This is a genomic window from Streptomyces sp. NPDC058198 (assembly GCF_042882605.1).
Classification (GTDB): domain Bacteria; phylum Actinomycetota; class Actinomycetes; order Streptomycetales; family Streptomycetaceae; genus Streptomyces.
On sequence record NZ_JBHVVP010000003.1, the window covers coordinates 540,770 to 561,917 of the forward strand.

Annotated in this window: 21 protein-coding genes and 1 pseudogene; 13 read left to right on the top strand and 9 right to left on the bottom strand. The window is 69.3% G+C overall.

Annotated features, from left to right (window positions below; genetic code table 11):
- Nucleotides 1–2 precede the first annotated feature (2 nt).
- The 3 genes from ACFVWW_RS14750 to ACFVWW_RS14760 are packed head-to-tail and all read right to left on the bottom strand — an operon-like array spanning nucleotide 3 to nucleotide 2,094.
- Nucleotides 3–788 carry an AIM24 family protein gene (locus tag ACFVWW_RS14750; RefSeq protein ID WP_386878207.1) on the bottom strand — a complete coding sequence of 262 codons (786 nt, stop codon included), beginning with the start codon at nucleotides 786–788 and terminating at the stop codon, nucleotides 3–5.
- The gene (locus ACFVWW_RS14755; protein WP_384334575.1) at nucleotides 785–1,435 is read right to left on the bottom strand and encodes an AIM24 family protein; all 651 of its coding nucleotides are present in this window, start codon (nucleotides 1,433–1,435) and stop codon (nucleotides 785–787) included. The genes ACFVWW_RS14750 and ACFVWW_RS14755 overlap by 4 nt, the downstream gene beginning before the upstream one ends.
- Nucleotides 1,435–2,094: an AIM24 family protein gene (locus ACFVWW_RS14760; RefSeq protein ID WP_384181507.1), complete on the bottom strand. Its 660-nt coding sequence runs from the start codon at nucleotides 2,092–2,094 to the stop codon at nucleotides 1,435–1,437. Before ACFVWW_RS14760 ends, ACFVWW_RS14755 begins: the two co-directional genes overlap by 1 nt.
- Nucleotides 2,095–2,241: 147 nt before the next feature.
- Between ACFVWW_RS14760 and ACFVWW_RS14765 the strand changes: the two are divergent.
- The 8 genes and pseudogenes from ACFVWW_RS14765 (at nucleotide 2,242) to ACFVWW_RS14800 (ending at nucleotide 8,021) form a co-directional block, all read left to right on the top strand.
- A pseudogene (locus ACFVWW_RS14765) lies at nucleotides 2,242–2,585 on the top strand (DUF3817 domain-containing protein).
- Nucleotides 2,582–2,875, top strand: a complete 294-nt coding sequence (locus tag ACFVWW_RS14770; RefSeq protein ID WP_384181509.1) for an MTH1187 family thiamine-binding protein — start codon at nucleotides 2,582–2,584, stop codon at nucleotides 2,873–2,875. The pseudogene ACFVWW_RS14765 and the gene ACFVWW_RS14770 overlap by 4 nt, the downstream one beginning before the upstream one ends.
- Nucleotides 2,876–2,996: 121 nt before the next feature.
- Nucleotides 2,997–3,503 carry a MarR family winged helix-turn-helix transcriptional regulator gene (locus tag ACFVWW_RS14775; RefSeq protein WP_384181512.1) on the top strand — a complete coding sequence of 169 codons (507 nt, stop codon included), beginning with the start codon at nucleotides 2,997–2,999 and terminating at the stop codon, nucleotides 3,501–3,503.
- Between the two features lie 87 nt (nucleotides 3,504–3,590).
- A complete protein-coding gene (locus ACFVWW_RS14780; protein WP_384334572.1) occupies nucleotides 3,591–3,917 on the top strand; it encodes a DUF3817 domain-containing protein in 327 nt (108 codons plus the stop codon).
- An 83-nt stretch (nucleotides 3,918–4,000) separates the two neighbouring features.
- Nucleotides 4,001–5,740, top strand: coding sequence for a methylmalonyl-CoA mutase (locus tag ACFVWW_RS14785; protein ID WP_386878208.1), 1,740 nt, complete (start codon nucleotides 4,001–4,003; stop codon nucleotides 5,738–5,740).
- A gap of 133 nt (nucleotides 5,741–5,873) precedes the next feature.
- Nucleotides 5,874–6,329 (top strand): MarR family winged helix-turn-helix transcriptional regulator, encoded by a 456-nt coding sequence (locus ACFVWW_RS14790; protein ID WP_384181518.1) that lies wholly within the window; start codon nucleotides 5,874–5,876, stop codon nucleotides 6,327–6,329.
- Nucleotides 6,326–7,201 (top strand): ABC transporter ATP-binding protein, encoded by an 876-nt coding sequence (locus ACFVWW_RS14795; RefSeq protein WP_386878209.1) that lies wholly within the window; start codon nucleotides 6,326–6,328, stop codon nucleotides 7,199–7,201. Before ACFVWW_RS14790 ends, ACFVWW_RS14795 begins: the two co-directional genes overlap by 4 nt.
- Entirely contained in the window at nucleotides 7,161–8,021 is an 861-nt protein-coding gene (locus ACFVWW_RS14800; protein WP_384181522.1) for an ABC transporter permease, read from the top strand. The genes ACFVWW_RS14795 and ACFVWW_RS14800 overlap by 41 nt, the downstream gene beginning before the upstream one ends.
- Here the strand turns inward: ACFVWW_RS14800 and ACFVWW_RS14805 are convergent.
- On the bottom strand, nucleotides 7,995–8,687 hold the full coding sequence (locus ACFVWW_RS14805) for a TetR/AcrR family transcriptional regulator (RefSeq protein WP_384181524.1): 693 nt from the start codon (nucleotides 8,685–8,687) through the stop codon (nucleotides 7,995–7,997). The genes ACFVWW_RS14800 and ACFVWW_RS14805 overlap by 27 nt on opposite strands.
- Nucleotides 8,688–8,885: 198 nt before the next feature.
- Here ACFVWW_RS14805 and ACFVWW_RS14810 point away from each other — a divergent pair, with 198 nt between their 5' ends.
- From ACFVWW_RS14810 to ACFVWW_RS14825, 4 genes are all read left to right on the top strand, one after another.
- A complete protein-coding gene (locus tag ACFVWW_RS14810) occupies nucleotides 8,886–9,848 on the top strand; it encodes a tetratricopeptide repeat protein (protein WP_384181526.1) in 963 nt (320 codons plus the stop codon).
- Between the two features lie 609 nt (nucleotides 9,849–10,457).
- Nucleotides 10,458–11,096, top strand: coding sequence for a DUF6230 family protein (locus tag ACFVWW_RS14815; RefSeq protein ID WP_384334563.1), 639 nt, complete (start codon nucleotides 10,458–10,460; stop codon nucleotides 11,094–11,096).
- A gap of 96 nt (nucleotides 11,097–11,192) precedes the next feature.
- Nucleotides 11,193–11,741 carry a DUF6114 domain-containing protein gene (locus tag ACFVWW_RS14820; RefSeq protein WP_384181530.1) on the top strand — a complete coding sequence of 183 codons (549 nt, stop codon included), beginning with the start codon at nucleotides 11,193–11,195 and terminating at the stop codon, nucleotides 11,739–11,741.
- A complete protein-coding gene (locus tag ACFVWW_RS14825; RefSeq protein ID WP_386878210.1) occupies nucleotides 11,731–12,996 on the top strand; it encodes a hypothetical protein in 1,266 nt (421 codons plus the stop codon). The genes ACFVWW_RS14820 and ACFVWW_RS14825 overlap by 11 nt, the downstream gene beginning before the upstream one ends.
- Nucleotides 12,997–13,080: 84 nt before the next feature.
- On the opposite strand, the gene pyk is transcribed toward ACFVWW_RS14825, so the two are convergent.
- The 3 genes from pyk to pta all read right to left on the bottom strand — a co-directional run bounded on the left by pyk (nucleotide 13,081) and on the right by pta (nucleotide 17,983).
- Complete coding sequence (gene pyk / locus ACFVWW_RS14830) at nucleotides 13,081–14,511, bottom strand: pyruvate kinase (protein WP_386878211.1); 1,431 nt, start codon at nucleotides 14,509–14,511, stop codon at nucleotides 13,081–13,083.
- A gap of 74 nt (nucleotides 14,512–14,585) precedes the next feature.
- Entirely contained in the window at nucleotides 14,586–15,818 is a 1,233-nt protein-coding gene (locus ACFVWW_RS14835) for an acetate kinase (protein WP_384334596.1), read from the bottom strand.
- Nucleotides 15,819–15,898: 80 nt separating this feature from the next.
- Nucleotides 15,899–17,983 (bottom strand): phosphate acetyltransferase, encoded by a 2,085-nt coding sequence (gene pta / locus ACFVWW_RS14840; RefSeq protein WP_386878212.1) that lies wholly within the window; start codon nucleotides 17,981–17,983, stop codon nucleotides 15,899–15,901.
- Between the two features lie 330 nt (nucleotides 17,984–18,313).
- On the opposite strand from pta, the gene ACFVWW_RS14845 reads away from it, so the two are divergent.
- Entirely contained in the window at nucleotides 18,314–19,339 is a 1,026-nt protein-coding gene (locus ACFVWW_RS14845; protein WP_384181539.1) for an ATP-dependent 6-phosphofructokinase, read from the top strand.
- Nucleotides 19,340–19,381: 42 nt separating this feature from the next.
- Here ACFVWW_RS14845 and ACFVWW_RS14850 read toward each other — a convergent pair whose 3' ends face one another.
- Together ACFVWW_RS14850 and ACFVWW_RS14855 are read right to left on the bottom strand one after the other, a co-directional pair.
- Nucleotides 19,382–20,218, bottom strand: a complete 837-nt coding sequence (locus ACFVWW_RS14850) for a carbohydrate ABC transporter permease (protein WP_384181541.1) — start codon at nucleotides 20,216–20,218, stop codon at nucleotides 19,382–19,384.
- Nucleotides 20,218–21,129 (bottom strand): carbohydrate ABC transporter permease, encoded by a 912-nt coding sequence (locus ACFVWW_RS14855; protein WP_386878329.1) that lies wholly within the window; start codon nucleotides 21,127–21,129, stop codon nucleotides 20,218–20,220. Before ACFVWW_RS14855 ends, ACFVWW_RS14850 begins: the two co-directional genes overlap by 1 nt.
- Nucleotides 21,130–21,148 lie beyond the last annotated feature (19 nt).

Genomic DNA, 21,148 nt, shown 5'->3' on the forward strand with positions numbered 1-21,148 from the left:
GTTCACAGGCCGAAGCGACGCTGGAGATCCCCGAGCTGACCCGGCAGCCGGGGCGTGGCCCCCTGCTGCCCGTGCTGCCCGGGGGTGGGGGCGCCGTGCCCTGGCACCCCGGGCTGCTGGGGTGTGGCCCCCGTCGCCAGCTCCGCCATCAGCAGCTCGGTCGACTGGAGCAGTACGGTGCCGGCGCCGACGAACTCGAACTGGTGCTCCTCGCCCGAGGTTCCGCCGATGCCGGTCAGCGCCCGTACGCCGCCCATCACGCCCGTCATATAGCCGTGGTCGTAGTGATGGCAGGGGGAGGGGCAGTCCGACCAGCCCACCAGGGCCTGCGGATCCACCCGGATCGGCGGCTCCATGAACACCACAGGCCCGTTGGACGCCGCCACGAACTTCCCCGTACCGATCAGGGTCAGAAAGCCCGGCACGATCGACTGCTTCAGCGCCAAAGTGGGCTGATAGGCCAGCAGATTCCCCGAACGGATCGTCAGATTTCCCTGGTCGAGATCGAACGAGTTGACGTCGAAGGCCCGGTCGGCGAGCAGCATCTTGCCGCTGCCCTCCGCCACCACCCAGTCACTGGCGTGCAGCGGCGAATGGAAGCTGGTGCGCACCAGCCGATCGAACCGGCCGTGCCCGATCCCGTTGAAGTCGATCCGCCCGTAGTAGGCGATCATCTTCCCCTTCTGCAGGAACCACTGGCTCCCCTTCAGTTCCACACAGAAGGTGTACGCGTTGACGTTGTCGTCGCTCGGCAGCGTCATCGGGTCGAAAATCACGGGCGCGCTCACAGCTTCTCCTCCGACGCCTGGACATAGACCGCGCCACTGCCGCTCAGCTCCAGCTGGAAGGCCTCGCCCGAGCCGCGCCCCACCATGTCGCGCCAGCCGAGCGCCGTGGAGAGCTTGTTCCGTACGTCGCCGTGGTGCGCCACGTACGCCTGCGGGTCCACATGGACGGGCCGGCCCGGGGTGATGGGCACCTCGATCACCCCGCCGTGGGCCATCACCGCGACCGCGCCATGGCCCTTGAGTGTCGTGGTGAACAGGCCCTGGCCCGTCACCTGGCCGCGCACCATGCCCATGACCCCGCCCTGCGAGCCCATGAACATCGTCCCCTGCTGGAGCGTCCCGTCGAAGGCCAGCAGCCGGTCGGCCTCGACATACAGGGTGTCGCCGGCGAGGCCGATGACCTGGATGTGGTGGCCGCCGTGACCGAACATCACCGTGCCGCTGCCCTCGACCGTCATCAGCGGGGTCGCCTCGTTGGCCACCCGCCGGCCGATCATCGACATCAGGCCGCCCTGGCCGCCCTGGATGTTCGGGGTGAAGCTGACCTCGCCCCGGTACGCGAGCATCGCGCCGCGCTGGCTGAACATCTTCTGGCCGGGGGCCACCGTCGCCTCGACCATCTTCGAGTTGATCTCACGGAACGGCATCAGACGTCACCACCGATCGTGTTCCGCTCACTCGGCTGTACGTAGACGAGTCCGTCGCCCTCGAAGCGGATCTGGAAGGCCTCGCCCGAGCCCTCGCCGATGAACGTCCGGAACGTGACTCCGGACTGGAAGTGCTGCTGCAGGTTGCCCTGGTGGGCGATGTACGCACCGGGGTCGACGAAGAGCGGGTACTGCGGGGTCACCCGCAGGATCACCGCCTGGCCGTCCGACATGATCGCGGCCTGGCCCATGCCCTCGACGGTCGTCGTGAACAGGCCGTTGCCGGACGCCCCGCCGCGCAGGCCGGTGAAGGACGTGCCGGTCCGCAGCCCCGCGTCCGCGCAGAGCAGATTGCTCGCCTCCACGTAGAGCTTGTCGCCGTGCAGCGAGACGAGGTTGATCTCGCTCGCCCGGTCGGCGAAGTAGCAGGTGCCCTGGCCCTTCACCTCCATCACGGTCATCTGTTCGCCGGTGAGGCGGCGGGTCACCATCCCGCGCACGCCCTCACCGCCGCCGGACATCTTCTTGAAGGCCATCTGGCCGTCGTACGCGACCATCGAGCCGTTCTTCGCTTTGACGGCATCGCCGGTCATATCGACGGCGAGCACCTTGCTGCCTTGGAGTCGAAACTGAGCCACGGGTCGAAGGTAACGGGACATGCCACCCGCGCACAGGGCCTCTCGCCCTTTATCACCCCTGAACGGACCCTGATAACGGTCGGGCAAAGTCGGGCTGCCACAATGAGCCGACGCTTGTGCGTGGATTCACAAGATCACCTTGCCCCCGATGACGAAGGTGCCTGCCTCGTGGACATCAAGACCGCCTCCTCCCTCCATCGCCTCCGCCTGGTCTCCGCACCGGAGGCCGTGTCCTTCCTGCTGCTTCTCGTCTGCTCGGTGCTCAAGCGCACGACGGAGTTCAACGCGGTTCCCGTGATGGGCGCGGTCCACGGCCTGCTCTTCGTGCTGTACGTGATCTTCTGGCTGGACGCCTGGAACCGCACCAAGTGGTCCTTCGGGACGGCCGCCCTCTACTTCGTCCTCTCCGTCCTGCCGGCCGGCGGCTTCTTCGCCGAGCGCAAGCTCAGGCGCGCCGCCGACGACGCGGTCATCGCCTCCCGCGCCCCCGCGAAGGTACGGTGAGCGCATGATCGTCGCCTTCTCCGTGAGCCCGCTGGGTGTGGGCGAGGACGTCGGTGAGTACGTCGCCGAGGCCGTACGGGTGGTCCGTGAGTCCGGGCTGCCGAACCGTACGGACGCCATGTTCACCTCGATCGAGGGGGAGTGGGACGAGGTGATGGACGTGGTCAAGCGCGCCGTCGCCGCTGTCGAGGCCCGCGCCCCGCGCGTCTCGCTGGTCCTCAAGGCCGACATCCGGCCCGGCGTCACGGACGGCCTCACCTCCAAGGTCGAGACGGTGGAGCGCCACCTCTCCGCCTGAGAGCCTGATGCGCCCCGGCGGACCGTCGGTGCCCGGCCGCGACGGCGGTCCGGCCGGGCTGATCGGACCGAAGTTCGAGACGGGGCTGACCAGCATGTGACCAGTGGGTAAGGTCGGGCCCGTGCCGAAGCCGCTCAGCCTCCCCTTCGACCCCATCGCCCGCGCCGACGAACTCTGGCAGCGGCGCTGGGGCCCCGTTCCCTCGATGGGCGCGATCACCTCGATCATGCGCGCGCACCAGATCCTGCTCGCCGAGGTCGACGCGGTCGTCAAGCCGTACGGGCTGACCTTCGCCCGGTACGAGGCGCTCGTGCTGCTCAGCTTCTCCAAGGCGGGCGAGCTGCCGATGTCCAAGATCGGCGAGCGGCTGATGGTCCACCCGACGTCGGTCACCAACACCGTGGACCGGCTGGTGCGATCCGGTCTGGTCGACAAGCGGCCCAATCCCAACGACGGCCGCGGCACTCTCGCCTCCATCACGGAGAAGGGCCGCAAGGCGGTGGAGGCGGCCAGCCGCGATCTGATGGAGATGGACTTCGGACTCGGGGCGTACGACGCCGAGGAGTGCGCGGAGATCTTCGCGATGCTGCGCCCGCTGCGCGTCGCGGCCCAGGACTTCGACGAGTAGGGCCCGGGTCGTCGGCGAGTAGCACGACGACCGGACGGCGGGAGGGCGCCGGAAGATCGCCCGTCGTGCCCGGTTAGGCTCGACGCCATGAAGTCGAATGTGCTGACCCGCTACCGGGTGATGGCCTACGTCACCGCCGTATGGCTGCTGGTGTTCACCGTGGCGATCATCCTGAAGTACGGGTTCGATACCGGCGACACGATGCTGATCTCGCAGATCCACGGCGTGCTGTTCATCGTCTATGTGATCTTCGCCTTCGACCTGGGCTCCAAGGCGAAGTGGCCGTTCGGCAAGCTGCTCTGGGTGCTGGCCGCCGGCTGTATCCCCGTCGCGTCGTTCTTCGTCGAGCCGAAGATCACCCGTGAGGTCCAGCCGCTGGTCTCCGGCCGCGACCAGGCCACCGTCGAGGCGTAGTAACCGCCCCGCCGCCCCGCCCGCACGATGTGCGGGCGGTTCGCCATCGACATTTACTTGGACGTCCTAGTAAATTCGAGGGTATGGACGGTGTAGGCAGGGACGGTACGGACGCTCACGCGAACGGCGCGGCGGCCATCGAGGAAGGCCGCCGGCGCTGGCAGGCCCGTTACGACAAGGCCCGCAAGCGCGACGCGGACTTCACGACGCTCTCCGGTGACCCGGTGGAGCCGGTCTACGGGCCCCGGCCCGGCGACACCTATGAGGGCTTCGAGCGGATCGGCTGGCCCGGCGAGTACCCCTTCACCCGCGGACTCCACCCCACCGGCTACCGCGGCAGGACCTGGACCATCCGCCAGTTCGCCGGCTTCGGCAACGCCCAGCAGACCAACGAGCGCTACAAGACGATCCTGGCCAACGGCGGTGGCGGGCTCTCCGTCGCCTTCGACATGCCGACGCTGATGGGCCGCGACTCCGACGACCCGCGCGCGCTCGGCGAGGTCGGCCACTGCGGCGTCGCCATCGACTCGGCCGCCGACATGGAGATCCTCTTCGGGGACATCCCGCTCGGCGAGGTCACCACCTCGATGACGATCAGCGGCCCGGCGGTCCCGGTCTTCTGTATGTACCTCGTCGCGGCGGAGCGCCAGGGCGTCGACCCGGCCGTCCTCAACGGCACGCTCCAGACGGACATCTTCAAGGAGTACATCGCGCAGAAGGAGTGGCTCTTCCAGCCCGAGCCGCATCTGCGTCTGATCGGCGACCTGATGGAGCACTGCGCGCGCTCCATTCCCGCGTACAAGCCTCTCTCGGTCTCCGGCTACCACATCCGCGAGGCGGGCGCGACGGCCGCGCAGGAGCTGGCGTACACCCTCGCGGACGGCTTCGGCTACGTCGAGCTGGGGCTCAGCCGCGGGCTGGACGTGGACACCTTCGCGTCCGGCCTCTCCTTCTTCTTCGACGCCCACCTCGACTTCTTCGAGGAGATCGCCAAATTCCGCGCGGCCCGCCGGATCTGGGCGCGCTGGATGAAGGAGGTGTACGGCGCCAGGACCGACAAGGCCCAGTGGCTCCGCTTCCACACCCAGACCGCGGGCGTCTCGCTCACCGCGCAGCAGCCGTACAACAACGTCGTACGGACCGCCGTGGAGGCGCTGGCGGCCGTCCTCGGAGGTACGAACTCCCTGCACACCAACGCCCTCGACGAGACCCTCGCGCTGCCGAGCGAACAGGCCGCCGAGATCGCGCTGCGCACCCAGCAGGTGCTGATGGAGGAGACCGGCGTCGGCAATGTGGCCGACCCGCTCGGCGGCTCCTGGTACATCGAGCAGCTGACCGACCGGATCGAGGCCGACGCCGAGAAGATCTTCGAGCAGATCAAGGAGCGCGGGCTGCGGGCCCACCCGGACGGACAGCATCCGATCGGTCCTGTCACGTCGGGCATTCTGCGCGGGATCGAGGACGGCTGGTTCACCGGCGAGATCGCCGAGTCCGCCTTCCAGTACCAGCGCTCCCTGGAGAAGGGCGAGAAGCGGGTCGTCGGCGTCAACGTCCACCACGGCTCGGTCACCGGCGACCTGGAGATCCTGCGGGTCAGCCACGAGGTCGAGCGGGACCAGGTCCAGGTCCTCGGTGACCGCAAGGGCGCGCGCGACGACGCCCGGGTGCGCAAGGCCCTGGACGCCATGCTGGCCTCGGCCCGCGACGGCTCCAACATGATCGCCCCGATGCTGGAGGCGGTCAGGGCGGAGGCGACGCTCGGCGAGATCTGCGGCGTCCTGCGGGACGAGTGGGGCACATACACGGAGCCGCCCGGCTTCTAGGGAACTCCGAACGGCCGCTCCCGGTGCCGGTTGACGGCGCGGGGGGCGGCCGTCGGCTGTTTACTGGGACGGGTGGACCGCGAGGGGCGGAGGAGCCGTGGCACATACCTCTGAGTGAGAGCTAAAATATGGTATGGCCACAGAGGAGTTCCCCGACTCGCTCGCCGCCGTGCTGGCCGGTGTCCAGCGGATGGTCAGACGGCGGCTGCGCCAGAGTCTGACCGCCCCGCCGCTGCGTGGCGCGCAGGTCGAACTCCTGCGCCTGGTCGCGGCCCGCCCCGGCATCAGGGTGTCGGCCGCCGCGAAGGAGCTGTATCTCGCGGGCAACTCGGTCTCCACGCTGGTCAACCAGCTCAGCCGGGCCGGCTATCTGCGCCGCGAGACCGACCCGGACGACCGCCGCTCCGGGCTGCTGCTGCCCACCCAGGCCGCCGAGTCGCGGCTGCGTGACTGGGAAGCCCGCCGGAGCGCGCTGATGCACGCGCAGGTGGAACGTTTGACGGAGGAGGAACGCTCGGCCCTCGCCGCGGCGCTTCCGGCGCTCCGCAAGCTCGCCCAGAACCTGCACGAGGAAGTGGAGGGGACATGACCGATGAACCGGTGACACAGGAGGGGGAGAACGGGCCCGACGCCGTCAGCTGCCGCGGACTGGAGTACGCGTTCGGTGAGACCAAGGCCGTCGACCAGCTCGACCTCTCCGTCCACGCGGGCGAGGTCTTCGGGCTGCTGGGCCCGAACGGCGCCGGCAAGACCACCGCGATCCGCTGCATCACCACGCTGCTGCCCGTCCCCGCGGGCATGGTGCGGGTGTTCGGGCATGACGCGGCCAAGGAGAAGATGGCGGTGCGCCGGCTGCTGGGGTACGTACCGCAGCAACTGTCCGCCGACGCCGCGCTGACCGGCCGGGAGAACGTGACCCTGTTCGCCCGCGTCTTCGACGTCACCCGCCGGGAGCGGTCCGAGCGCGTCGCCCAGGCGCTGTCGGCGGTCGGCCTGACCGACGCGGCCGACCGGATGGCCAAGACGTACTCCGGCGGCATGATCCGCCGGCTCGAACTCGCCCAGGCGCTGGTCAGCGCGCCGCGGCTGCTGATGCTGGACGAGCCGACGATCGGCCTCGACCCGATCGCCCGTACCAGCGTGTGGGAGCACATCAACGCCGTACGGATCGCCACCGGCATGACCGTGCTGGTGACCACGCACTACATGGACGAGGCCGACCAGTACTGCGACCGGGTCGCGCTGATGCACCGCGGCCGCATTCACGCGCTCGGCACCCCCGATGAGCTGCGGGCCGAGCTGCGTGAGCGCCGTCTCGCCTCGGGCGAGTCGGCCGAGAAGGACGCCGTGCCGACCCTGGAGGACGTCTTCCGGGACGTGGCCGGCAGCGGCCTCGACGAGGAGGGAGGCGACTTCCGCGATGTCCGGAGCACCCGCCGCACCGCGACCCGCGTCGGCTGAAACCACGGGCCCGGGACGGCTCGATCTGCTGCTGATCCCGCCGCGCCCCCGCACCGGCTGGCGGGTCCTGCCCGTCAGGGTCGTCGCGATGTGCGTGGTGGAGCTGCAGAAGCTGCGCCACGACCGCACCGAGCTGTACACCCGGGCCGTCCAGCCCGCCCTGTGGCTGCTGATCTTCGGTGAGACCTTCACCCGGATCAAGGCCATCCCGACCGGCGGTGTCCCGTACATCGACTTTCTCGCGCCCGGCATCATCGCCCAGTCCGCGATGTTCATCGCGATCTTCTACGGCATCATGATCATCTGGGAGCGGGACGCCGGCATCCTCACCAAACTGCTGGTCACCCCGACCCCGAGAGCCGCCCTGATCAGCGGAAAGGCCTTCGCCTCCGGGGTGAAGGCGCTGATCCAGGCGGTCGTGGTGATCGTCATCGCGGCGGCCCTCGGCGTGGGCCTGACCTGGAACCCGCTGCGGCTGCTGGGGGTGGCCGTCGCGGTGATTCTCGGCTCGGCCTTCTTCTCCTGCCTGTCGATGACGATCGCGGGGATCGTGCTGACCCGCGACCGGCTGATGGGGATCGGACAGGCCATCACGATGCCGCTCTTCTTCGCCTCGAACGCCCTCTATCCGGTGGCGATCATGCCCGGCTGGCTCCAGGCGGTCAGCAAGGCCAATCCCCTGAGCTATCAGGTCGACGCCCTGCGCGGGCTGTTGCTCGGTACGCCGTCGCATCTGCTGCTCGACTACGGCGTGCTGCTGGCGGCGGCGGTGGCGGGTATCGCGGCGGCCTCGTCACTGCTCGGACGACTCGCGAGATGACCCCGGCGCCTGGCCGGCCAGGCCGCCCAGCAGCAGGGCCGTGAAGGAGCGCGCCCACTCCTGGTCGACCGGTTCCGCGCTGACCAGGGCGCGGTGCACCACCGCGCCGGCGATCACATCGAAGACCAGGTCGGTGGTGCGGGCCGCCGTCGCCCCGTCCGGCTCGCGGGGGAGTTCACCACGAGCCCGGGCCCGCTCCCGGCCCAGCAGCACCAGCCTCTTCTGGCGGTCCACGATGGAGCCGCGGATCCGCGCCCGCAGCGCCTCGTCCCGGGTGGACTCCGCGACCACCGCCATGAACGCGGTCCTGGTCTCGGGCCGTTCCAGCAGGGCCCCGAACTGCAGCACCACGTTCTCTACATCGGCCGCCAGACTGCCACGGTCGGGGAGCTCCAGCGCGTCGAAGAGGGCCGCGACCGCGTCCACCACCAGCTCGCTCTTGCACGCCCAGCGCCGGTAGAGGGTGGTCTTGGCGACGCCCGCCCGGCTCGCCACATCGCCCATCGTCAGTTTGGCCCAGCCCAGCTCCACCAGGGCGGCCCTGGTCGCCTCCAGGATCGCGGAGTCGGCCGTGGCGCTGCGGGGGCGGCCCGCCCGGGACGTGGCCGGCCCGGGCGTCGTCACCTCGGACGTCCGCGCGTCGGCGGGGCGGGGGCGGCTGCACATGACGGCGACCATACCGGCCAGTAGCCCATCTGCTGTGAGCCAGTTCACCGGGAAAATCTCACACGCGTTCAGGACCGGGAAGTTACGCTACGGCCCGTAGCGAAAGCCGTGACCGGCCGGTGGCGACGCGGCGGTGCGCGTACCGCTTTCCTGAAGTGTGCGCGGAAGGGGGAGGATGTACTCATGCAGCCTAGGAACATGTCTATGAGCGGCGTCGTCGACCTCGCCGCGGTGAAGGCGGCCGGTGAGGCCAAGGTGAAGGCGGAGCAGGCCCGCGCCGAAGCGGCCCGCCAGGGCGGCACCGGTGCCGTCCCCCCTTCCAGCCTGGTGATCGACGTCGACGAGGCGGGCTTCGAGCGCGATGTCCTCCAGCGTTCCACCGAGGTCCCGGTCGTCATCGACTTCTGGGCCGAGTGGTGCGAGCCGTGCAAGCAGCTCAGTCCGGTACTGGAACGGCTGGCGCGGGAGTACAGCGGCCGGTTCGTCCTCGCCAAGATCGATGTCGACGCCAACCAGATGCTGATGCAGCAGTTCGGGATCCAGGGCATCCCCGCGGTCTTCGCGGTGGTGGCCGGCCAGGCGCTGCCGCTCTTCCAGGGCGCGGCCCCGGAAGCCCAGATCCGCCAGACCCTGGACCAGTTGATCCAGGTCGGCGAGGAGCGCTTCGGGCTGACCGGGATCGCGGTCGACGCCGGCGCGGAGGCGGAGCCCGGCGACGAGCAGGAGGCCGTGGTGCCCGAGGGGCCGTACGACGCCCTGCTGGAAGCCGCCGTACGCGCCCTGGACGCCAACGACTTCGCCGGCGCCGCGCAGGCGTACCGCAATGTCCTCTCCGACGACCCCGGCAACACCGAGGCCACGCTGGGTCTCGCCCAGGCCGAACTGCTCGCGCGGGTGCAGGGGATGGACCAGCAGCAGGTGCGCAAGGACGCGGCGGAGCAGCCGGGCGACGTCCAGGCGCAGATCGCCGCGGCCGACCTCGATCTGGTCGGCGGACATGTGGAGGACGCCTTCGGCCGGCTGGTCGAGGCCGTGCGCCGGACCTTCGGTGACGAGCGGGAGGCGGCGCGGGTGCGGCTGCTGGAGCTGTTCGAGGTCATCGGCGGGGATGATCCCCGGGTGACGGCGGCCCGTTCGGCACTGGCGAGGGTGCTCTTCTGAGGCGTACGCCGGAGCGCCGGCTGACGCGCTGACAGCTCTGCCGCGGCAGGGCGGATTTGGCGACAGAACGACAACAGCGGCCGCGCTTTGCCAAAACTTGGTAAACGTGGCCGCTGTTACTCGCAGTACAGTGAGCCTCTTGGTCTGCCCCTCTATGGGGGGCAATCGCCGCTTCTGGCGCACCCGTTGGCCCCACCCTGTGTGGCCGCTCGATACCCTGGGGTCGCCTGCTGGTTATCGGGTCGTTACTAGCCAGTAACGAACCCCCTTGTGTCGCGGCCTGTAATGCACCACGATCGTCGACGCTCGGTCCAATTCCGTACCAGCACGGCAGCCAGCCGCGCCGTCGGTCCTGGGTCCCCACCGAGCGGACCGGCGGCAGCGCCGCCGGCCCGGACAGGGGGGTTCCTGCCCACCGGCAGGGCCTGTCCAGAGGTTGCGCGAAATGGCGTGGCCAGTGGTTGTCGCTCGGGGGTGATCGCCGGTGATTTCGGACGCACCTCGCGCCTCCGGATCAGGCGCTCTCCTTCCCGAGGACGTAGCACTTCTCCCATCCCAGGACGGGCTCCGGCCCGATCCGGAGATGTACGTCCGAGAAGGAGGAAATTCATGGAGTCCCAAGTTCGTGGCGGGACCAGATGGAAGCGGTTCGCGGTCGTCATGGTGCCGAGCGTGGCCGCGACGGCAGCGATAGGTGTCGCTCTCGCTCAGGGAGCGCTGGCCGCGTCGTTCAGCGTGTCGGGCCAGAGCTTCAAGGTGCGGGCCGACAAGCTGGTCGGTCACGACTTCGTGCAGTACGGCGGAGTCGCCGAGGGGACCGACCTCGAAGGCAAGAAGGCCATCCACCCGGTTGCTGTCTCCGGGTTCAAGACGGCCGAGATCACGGCCATGTGCCAGTCCGTGGTCACCCCGCTGCCGATGCTCAACACCAGCGTCACGCTGGTGCTGAACGCCGGTAACAAGGGGAGGGACATCGAGGCCGAGAACCTGTACCTGGACGTCGAGTCCCTCGACGCCGACGCGGTGTTCAAGAACATCGACATCGGTGTGGCGGCCGGCGCGAACAAGTCCCCGGGTATTCAGCCGGGGACGAAGGCGAATCCGTACGGCTTCGCCCAGCAGGCCGAGACGGCCACGCTGACCGACGTGAAGCAGACCGCCTGGGCGACCACCGCGGGCACGTTCAAGCTTCCTGACCTCAACCTGAGGCTCAAAGTCGGTGACCCCAGCAAGTACGAGTGCTACTAAGCACTTTTCCCGGGCGGGCCGTACGGTCCCAGGACTGTTCGGCTCGCTCGGCCCCCTGTCTTTCATCGCGATACCGCTTCCAGGGAGCTGTTTTCCATGAGCGCCGAGTCCACAGGTTCCCGCGGATTCACGTACTGGCGGCTTCGTTTCCGGGCCTGGCGAGGCGCCCGGCCGTTCTGGGCGGGCCTGTTCACTCTTCTCGGCGGACTGCCGATCGCCTATTTCCCGTACGCGAAGCTGCACCTCGGGAACCTCACGCTGGCCATGTCCACCACGGCCGGTGCGGGTTCGCTCATCATCGGCGTACTGCTGGTGACGCTGGGGCTGACGATGTGGTTCCACAGCATCGTCCGCGTCTTCGCCGGTGTCGCCGCCATCCTGCTCGCGCTGGTGTCGATCCCGGTCTCCAACATCGGCGGTTTTCTCCTGGGCTTCCTGCTCGCCCTGTTCGGTGGCGCGCTCTCCCTCTCCTGGGCACCGGGCAAGCCGGCCGAGCACGCCGCCGAGAACGACATCCCCCACTACCGGTCTGCGGAGCCCGAGGGCGCCGACGACCCCCTCTTCCCCGGTCCGCGCGAGGGGGAGGACCCGAACGTGACGGATATGACTGCCCATGCCAACGGCGGGAGGAACAGTGCGGGGTGAAGAAACGCAGCGGTTCGCGGCCGGAGGCGATGATTCCCGGGTGAGAAAAGGGCCGCGCCACGCGGCCCCCAGGAAATCGCTCCTGACCAAGCTGCAGATACCCGCCGGCAAGGCCATGGCTCTGGCCGCGATGCCGACGGCGGTCTTCGTGGGGATGGGGCTCACCCCCAGGCTCGCGCTGGCCGACGACAACAAGGACATACCCTTCGCGCCGGGTCCGTGTGTGACCCGTTCCGACGAGCCCGACGCGTCCGAGTCGCCTTCTCCTTCCGAGTCGGCGAAGCCGTCCGGGTCGCCGTCGCCCTCGTCCTCGGCGACGCCCGGCCCGTCCGCGAGCAGTACGGCCGGGGACGGTACGGACGCGAAGCCGTCAGGGGCTTCGACCTCCGGGCCGGACCAGACGAAGGAGCCGGAGTCCAAGGCTCCCGCGGCTCCGCAGCCGACCGAGAGCAAGAACCCGCTGGACCCGCTGGGTCTGGGTGACGCGCTGGGCGACATCCTCGGCATTCCCGGCAAGGGGACGACGAGCAGCCCGGCGCCGAGCACCACCGGGAAGCCGGACACCGGAGGAACGTCGAAGCCCACGTCCGAGCCGAAGCCGGACGATCCGTTGGGTGACACGGCCGACGGGGCCGTGGACGGGATCAAGGACGCCATCAAGGAAGCGGCGGACCAGGCCGGGGCCACGGTCGAGGAGCTGGACGAGGACGCGAAGGGTCTCGACGCCCGCAAGGACGACGAGATACCGGCCGGCGCGGACGGGAAGGAATCCTTCCCCTGCCCGACCGCCGACCCCGAGGCCCTCGCCGCGGCCGATCTGGAGCCGGGCATCCCGCTGCTGCCGGACGAGCCGTGGAAGCTGCAGAGCACGCGGCTGACGCTGAACGGTCTCGACTACCACGGCATCGTCGAGGTGAAGACCGGCAGCGGCAAGATCAAGAAGGCGCTGAAGTTCACCGCGTCGTCGCTGGACATCAAGGACCTGCACCAGACCGTCGTCTACCCGCAGGGAAAGACGGCCCATGTGAAGGCCCGCGAAGGCTCCACGTCCACGATCCGCGACGGCGAGGTGACGATGTACACGGAGGAGCTGAAGGGCAACCTCTTCGGCCTCATCCCGATCACCTTCAGCCCTCAGACTCCGCCCCCGCTGAACGTCCCGTTCGCCTTCTTCACGGACGTCCAGGTCACCCAGGCGGGCCAGTTCGGCGGCACGCTCACGGTCCCCGGCCTCCAGAACTACATGACGGACTGACAGACCTCCCGGGAGCCGCGGGAAAAACTGTGGCCCGCACCCCCCACCGGGGTGCGGGCCACAGCCATGCCAGGGGCGTACGGGTCAGTCGCGGTCGCCGCTGCCCACGTGGTGGACGCGCACCATGTTCGTGGTGCCGGGGACGCCGGGAGGCGAGCCGGCCGTGATGATCATGGCGTCGCCCTCGTTGAAGCGCTGGAGCTTCAGTACTTCCTCGTCGACCAGGTCGACCATCTCGTCCGTGCTGCCCACCCAGCGGACGATGAAGGACTCCACGCCCCAGCTCAGCGAGAGCTGGTTGCGGGTCGCCTCGTCCGTGGTGAAGGCCAGGATCGGCTGGGCCGCGCGGTAGCGGGAGAGGCGGCGGGCCGTGTCGCCGGACTGGGTGAAGGCGACCAGCGCCTTGCCGCCCAGGAAGTCCGCGATCTCACAGGCCGCGCGGGCCACGGAACCGCCCTGCGTACGGGGCTTCTTGCCCGGCACCAGCGGCTGGAGGCCCTTGGAGAGCAGCTCCTCCTCGGCGGCGACCACGATCTTCGACATCGTCTTGACCGTCTCGATCGGGTACGCGCCCACCGAGGACTCGGCGGAGAGCATGACCGCGTCCGCGCCGTCCAGGATCGCGTTCGCGACGTCGGACGCCTCGGCGCGGGTGGGACGGGAGTTGGTGATCATCGACTCCATCATCTGGGTCGCCACGATCACCGGCTTGGCGTTGCGGCGGCACAGCTCGATGAGCCGCTTCTGCACCATCGGGACCTTTTCGAGCGGGTACTCGACGGCCAGGTCACCGCGGGCGACCATGACACTGTCGAACGCCGCGACGACGGCCTCCATATTGTTCACCGCCTGCGGCTTCTCCACCTTGGCGATGACGGGGACGCGGCGGCCCTCCTCGTCCATGATCTTGTGGACGTCCAGCACGTCGTGCGCGTCCCTGACGAACGAGAGCGCGACCATGTCGCAGCCCATCCGCAGGCCGAAGCGCAGGTCGTCGATGTCCTTCTCGGACAGGGCGGGGACATTGACCGCCGCGCCGGGCAGGTTGATGCCCTTGTGGTCGGAGATGACCCCGCCCTCGATGACGATGGACTTGACCTGCGGACCCTCCACCGCGACGACCCGCAGCTCGACGTTGCCGTCGTTGATCAGGATCTGGTCGCCCTTGGAGACATCGCCCGGCAGGCCCTTGTAGGTGGTGCCGCAGATGGACTTGTCACCGGCGACGTCCTCGGTGGTGATGGTGAACTCGTCACCGCGCACCAGCTCGACCGGTCCCTCGGCGAAGGTCTCCAGACGGATCTTCGGGCCCTGGAGGTCGACGAGCACACCCACCGCGCGGCCGGTGTCCTTCGCCGCCTTGCGGACGCGGTTGTACCGCTCCTCGTGCTCCGGGTGACTCCCGTGGCTCATGTTCAGACGGGCCACGTTCATACCGGCCTCGATGAGCGACTTCAGCTGCTCGTACGAGTCGACGGCGGGGCCCAGTGTGCAGACGATTTTGGAACGGCGCATGAGGCGGATCCTATCGGTTTGTTTCGACGCGGAATATTCCGTCTGGTGGAAAGTACAAATGGGCGGGCGGCCGCTCAGGCGTCGACTGTTCGAACCTCGCCGACGAGTGCGAAGGTCTGCTGGGCGATCTCCAGCTCCTCGTCGGTCGGGACCACGGCCACCACGGTCCTGGCACCGTCCGGCGAGATGATCCGCGGCTCATCGGAACGTACGGCATTACGATCGGCGTCCACCGCCAGGCCCATCGGTCCCAGACCTGCGACGGCGGCTTCCCGTACCGCCGCGGCGTTCTCACCGACGCCCGCCGTGAAGGCCACGGCGTCCACCCGGCCGAGCACCGCGCTGTAGGCGCCGATGTACTTCTTCAGCCGGTGGATGTAGATGTCGAAGGCGAGCCGTGCCCGCTCGTCGCCCTCGTCGACCCGGCGGCGGATCTCCCGCATGTCGTTGTCCCCGCAGAGGCCGGCCAGACCGCTTTTCTTGTTGAGAAGTTCATCGATCTCGTCCACGGACATCCCGGCGACCCGCGTGAGATGGAACGTGACCGCCGGATCGATGTCTCCGGAGCGGGTACCCATCACCAGCCCCTCCAAGGGGGTCAGTCCCATCGAGGTGTCCACACACCGGCCGCCCGCGACGGCCGCGGCCGAGGCGCCGTTGCCGAGATGCAGGACGATCACATTCACCTCGGAAGGGTCCTTGCCCAGCAACGCGGCGGTCTTCCTGGAGACATACGCGTGCGAGGTGCCGTGGAAGCCGTAGCGGCGGATGCGATGGGCGTCGGCCGTCTCGGTGTCGATGGCGTAGCGGGCGGCGTACTCCGGCATCGTCGTGTGGAACGCGGTGTCGAACACGGCCACCTGCGGGAGGTCCGGGCGCAGCTCCCGGGCGGTACGGATACCGGTGAGATTCGCCGGGTTGTGCAGCGGCGCCACCGGCACCAGCCGCTCGATCTCCGCCAGCACCCCGTCGTCGATGACGGTCGGTTCGCTGAACTTCAGCCCGCCGTGCACGACCCGGTGGCCGATCGCCGCCAGCTCGGGGGAGTCGAGCCCGAGCCCGTCCCGCGCCAGCTCGTCCGCGACCGCCCGCAGCGCCTCCGTATGGTCGGCGATCTTCCCCGTACGCTCGCGTTTTCCCCCGGCGCCGGCCGTCAGCGGGGTGTGCACCAGCCGGGAGTCCCGCTCACCGATGCGCTCGACCAGACCGACGGCGAGGCGGGAGTTGTCCTTCATCTCCAGCAGCTGGTACTTCACCGACGAGGAACCGGAGTTGAGGACGAGGACACGGGTGGCATGCGCGGTCACGGATCGGGTGCCTTCTGTCGGGGTGGCGGACGCCGGGGCGGTGGACGTCGTGGTGGTGGACGCCGGGGTGGAAGCGGCGGTCATTCGGTCCCGCCCTGCGCCTGGATCGCCTGGATCGCCGTGATCGCGACGGTGTTCACGATGTCCTGGACGAGCGCGCCACGCGACAGGTCGTTCACCGGCTTGCGTAGACCCTGGAGCACCGGGCCCACGGCCACGGCGCCGGCCGAGCGCTGCACGGCCTTGTAGGTGTTGTTGCCGGTGTTCAGGTCCGGGAAGATCAGCACCGTCGCCCGGCCCGCCACCTCGGAGCCGGGCAGCTTGGTCGCGGCCACGGACGGCTCGACCGCCGCGTCGTACTGGATCGGCCCCTCGATCCGCAGATCGGGACGGGCGGCGCGCACCAGCTTGGTGGCCTCGCGCACCTTGTCGACATCGGCTCCCGAGCCCGAGGTGCCGGTGGAGTACGAGAGCATCGCGATCCGCGGCTCGACCCCGAACCGGGCGGCGGTGGCCGCCGCCTGGACGGCGATGTCCGCGAGCTGCTCCGCGTCCGGATCCGGGTTGACCGCGCAGTCGCCGTACACCAGCACCTTGTCCGCCAGGCACATGAAGAAGACCGAGGAGACGATCGAGGCGTCCGGCTTGGTCTTGATGATCTCGAACGCCGGCCGGATGGTCGCGGCCGTCGAGTGCACCGCGCCGGACACCATGCCGTCGGCCAGGCCCTCCTGGACCATCAGCGTCCCGAAGTAGTTCACGTCCGCCACGACGTCGTACGCCAGCTCCACCGTCACGCCCTTGTGGGCGCGCAGCCCCGCGTACCGCTCGGCGAACTCCTGGCGCAGCTCGGAGGTGGCCGGGTCGATCAGCTGCGTGGTGCTCAGATCGATACCGAGGTCGGCGGCCTTCTTCCGGATGGCGTCGGTGTCACCGAGCAGGGTGAGATCACAGACATCACGGCGTACGAGGACGTCGGCGGCGCGCAGCACGCGCTCCTCGGCGCCTTCCGGGAGGACGACACGGCGGCGGTGCGCGCGGGCCTGCTCCAGCAGTTCGTGCTCGAACATCATCGGGGTCACCCGGCCGCTGCGGGCCACCGACAGCCGGGCCAGCAGATCGGCGGTGTCCACATGGCGCTCGAACAGCCCGAGCGCGGTCTCCGCCTTGCGTGGTGTGGCCGCGCTCAACTTTCCTTCCAGGCCGAAGAGTTCGGTCGCGGTGGGAAAGGAGCTGCCCGGCACCGAAATGACGGGGGTGCCGGGCGCCAGCCGGGCGGCCAGGGTCAGGATGGAATCGCCCGGCCGCTCGTCGAGGGTGAGCACCACGCCCGCGATGGGCGGGGTGCCAGCCGAGTGCGCGGCGAGGGCGCCCACCACCAGATCCGCGCGGTCGCCCGGGGTGACCACCATGCAGCCGGGGGTCAGCGCGGACAGGAAGTTCGGCAGCATCGCGCCGCCGAAGACGAAATCGAGCGCGTCCCTGGCCAGGCCCGAGTCGTCCCCGAGCAGCACCGTGCCCCCCAGGGCCTGGGTGATCTGGGCGACGGTCGGGGCCGCGAGCGCCGGCTCGTCGGGCAGGACGTAGCAGGGGACCGGCAGCCGGGCCTTGAGCCGCTCGGCGATCACCTCGCGGTCCTCGGCGGCGACCCGGTTGACGACCACGGTCAGGACATCGCAGCCCAGGACCTGGTAGGCGCGGTGGGCGTTGCGCGCCTCGGCCCGTACGGACTCCGCCGTCTGGCCCTTGCCGCCCACCACGGCTATGACGGACGCCCCGAACTCGTTGGCGAGCCGGGCGTTGAGTGAGAGCTCGTCGGGGAGCTGGGTGGCCGCGAAGTCCGTGCCGAGGACGAGAACGACCTCGTACTCCCGCGCCACCTCGTGGAAGCGGCCGACCAGCCGGGAGACCAGCTCGTCGGTGCCCTGCTCGGCCTGGAGCGCGGACGCCTCGTGGTAGTCCAGGCCGTAGACGGTGGCCGCGTCCTGTGACAGCCGGTAGCGGGCACGCAGCAGATCGAAGAGGCGGTCGGGGCCGTCGTGCACCAGCGGACGGAACACCCCCACCCGGTCGACCTGGCGGGTCAGGAGCTCCATGACTCCCAGCTCGACGACCTGCCGGCCGTCTCCGCGGTCGATCCCGGTCACGTACACGCTGCGCGTCACGCGTGCTCTCCCGTCCATGCTCGTGGGACGCCCCGCGCAGAGCGGGGTGCCCCCGCGCCCGATGGGATGTCCCGGCTCAGTGAACAAAAATTCCCGTTAGGGTGACAATGCCCTCTTGACAATACCTCCGCGGGTGATTACGGCGCCCGTGGATCAAAAGGCGGGGAAACACCAGGCCGGACGCCCCCTGACCGGGGTCCGCGGCCGGCGCGACGGTCGGAGGCGCACGGCCCCGATCGACCGTGGGAGGATCGAACCTGGCTCATGCTGGAGGGCCGGAGGCCCGCCCCCCAGAAAAGCACAGCACTAGCGAGCAGGAGACACAGCACGATGCGTATCGGAGTTCTCACCGCAGGCGGCGACTGTCCCGGCCTGAACGCAGTGATCCGTTCGGTCGTGCACCGGGCCAAAACCGGGCACGGAGATGAAGTCATCGGATTCGAGGACGGATTCAAGGGGCTGCTCGACGGCCACTACCGCACCCTCGACCTCAACGCCGTCAGCGGCATCCTGGCGCGCGGCGGCACCATCCTGGGCTCGGCCCGGCTGGAGCGCGGCCGGCTGCGCGAAGCCGCCGAGAACTGCGCCGAGTTGGCCCACCGGTACGGCATCGACGCGCTCATCCCGATCGGCGGCGAGGGCACGCTCACCGCGGCCCGGCTGCTCTCCGACGCGGGGATGCCCGTCGTCGGCGTACCGAAGACCATCGACAACGACATCTACTCGACGGACCGCACGTTCGGGTTCGACACCGCCGTCACGGTCGCCACGGAGGCCATCGACCGGCTCAAGACCACCGCCGAGTCGCACCAGCGTGTGATGGTCGTCGAGGTCATGGGCCGGCACGCGGGCTGGATCGCGCTGGAGTCCGGCATGGCGGGCGGTGCGCACGGCATCTGCCTGCCGGAGCGGCCCTTCGAGGTCGACAGCCTGGTGAAGATGGTCGAGGCGCGGTTCTCCCGGGGCAAGAAGTTCGCGGTCATCTGTGTCGCGGAGGGCGCGCATCCGGCGCAGGGCTCGATGGAGTACGGCAAGGGCGAGATCGACAAGTTCGGCCACGAGCGCTTCCAGGGCATCGGCAACAGCCTCGCCGCGGAGCTGGAACAGCGGCTCGGCAAGGAGGCCAGGCCGGTCATCCTGGGCCATGTCCAGCGCGGCGGCACCCCGACGGCCTACGACCGGGTGCTCGCGACGCGCTTCGGCTGGCACGCGGTGGAGGCGGTGCACCGGGGCGAGTTCGGGCGGATGACGGCGCTGCGGGGGACAGCGGTGGAGATGGTCCCGCTGGCCGAGGCGGTCACCCAGCTCAAGACGGTCCCCGAGGACCGGATGCACGAGGCGGAATCGGTCTTCTAGGGCACGGTCCGGCGGGGGGCGGCTCCGCCGGACCACCACCCGTCAGCCCTTCACCGCGCCGCCGAGCGCGAAACCGCCTCCCAGCCGGCGTGAGATGAGGATGTACAGGACCAGGACCGGCGCCGAGTACAGGATCGAGAAGGCCGCGAGCTGACCGTAGATCACCGATCCGTAGTTGCCGAAGAAGTTGAAGATCGAGACCGACGCCGGCAATTGGTCCGGGGTCAGCAGCAGCATGAACGGTACGAAGAAGTTGCCCCAGAGCTGGATGAACGTGTAGATCGTCACCACCGTCAGCCCCGGCCCCATCAGCGGCAGCACCACCCGGGTCAGCGTCTGGAGGTTCGAGGCCCCGTCCGTCCAGGCCGCCTCCTCCAGGACGGTTGGCACCCCGTCCATGAAGTTCTTCATCAGCCAGATGGAGAAGGGCAGTTGGGAGGTGGCGAGGAAGAGCGACGTGCCGTACATCGTGTCGACCAGATCGACCTGTACGAACAGCCCGTACACCGGCACCATGATCGCGGTGATCGGCAGACACGTCGTGAACAGGATCGTCAGCAGATACGGACGGTTGAAGCGCGAGCGGTAGCGGGAGAGCGGATACGCGGCCAGCGCCGCGCACACCACCGTCAGCAGCGTCGCACTCCCGCACAGCAGCAGGCTGTTGAGCATCGGCGTGAAGGTGATCTCGTCGGTGAGGACCCCGGCGAAGTTCTCCGTGGTCAGCGACGAGGGGGCCCGTACCCGCAGATCGGCCTCGGCGTCGACGGACGCCAGCACCAGCCAGAGCAGCGGCACCGCGAACGCCGCCGCGGTCAGCAGCAGCGAGGCGTCCGCGGCGAGGCGCCCGCGGGTGCGGCGGCTGAGGGAGCGCGTCATCAGACCTCCACCTTCATCAGCCGCAGATAGACGAGGGAGAAGAGCGAGCCGACGAGGAGCAGGAGCAGCGCGACCGCCGTGCCGTACCCGATCAGGCTCTTCAGGAACGCCTGGTCGTACATGAACACCGGCAGGGTCTGGCTGCGGTTGCCGGGACCACCTCGGGTCATCGCCCAGATCAGGCCGAAGACGGAGAGCGTGGAGAGGGTGTTGAGCATCAGGTTGGTGCCGATGGAACGGCGGATCATCGGCAGCGTGATGTGCCAGAGCCGCCGCACCCCGCTCGCGCCGTCGACCTGCGCCGCCTCCGTGATCTCCTGGGGGATCTCGGACAGCGCGGCCGAGTAGATCAGCATGGAGAACGCCGTGCCGCGCCAGACGTTGGCGAACGACACCGCCAGGATCGGCAGGGTGAACAGCCAGTTCTGGGACGGCAGATGGAGCCAGTCCAGGATCGCGTTCAGCGTCCCCTCACGGCGGAAGAAGGCATAGAGCAGAAACGCCGCGACGATCTCCGGCAGCACCCAGGCGGCGATCACCAGGGAGCCGGTGAGCGTACGGACCGGCCGGGAGGCGGCGCGCATCAGCCCCGCCAGGGCCAGCCCCAGGGTGTTCTGGCCGACGATCGACGAGATGAAGGTGAAGACGAGCGTCAGCCAGACGGCGTTGCGGAAGTTCTCGTCGGCGAAGGCCCGGCGGAAGTTCGCCAGGCCGACGAAGTCCGAGGTCGACGAGCCGGTCAGCTGGGTGTTGGTGAACGCGATCCAGACGCAGTAGCCGATGGGTCCTGCCAGGAAGAGCAGCAGCAGGATCGTGGCGGGGGCGAGCGGCACCCACCGCCACAGCCGTCCCTGCTGCCGCCCGGCGGGGGGCTTCCTCGCCGGGCGGGCCGGCCGCGCCGGGCCTGGCATGCCCGTGGCGTCGGCCGTA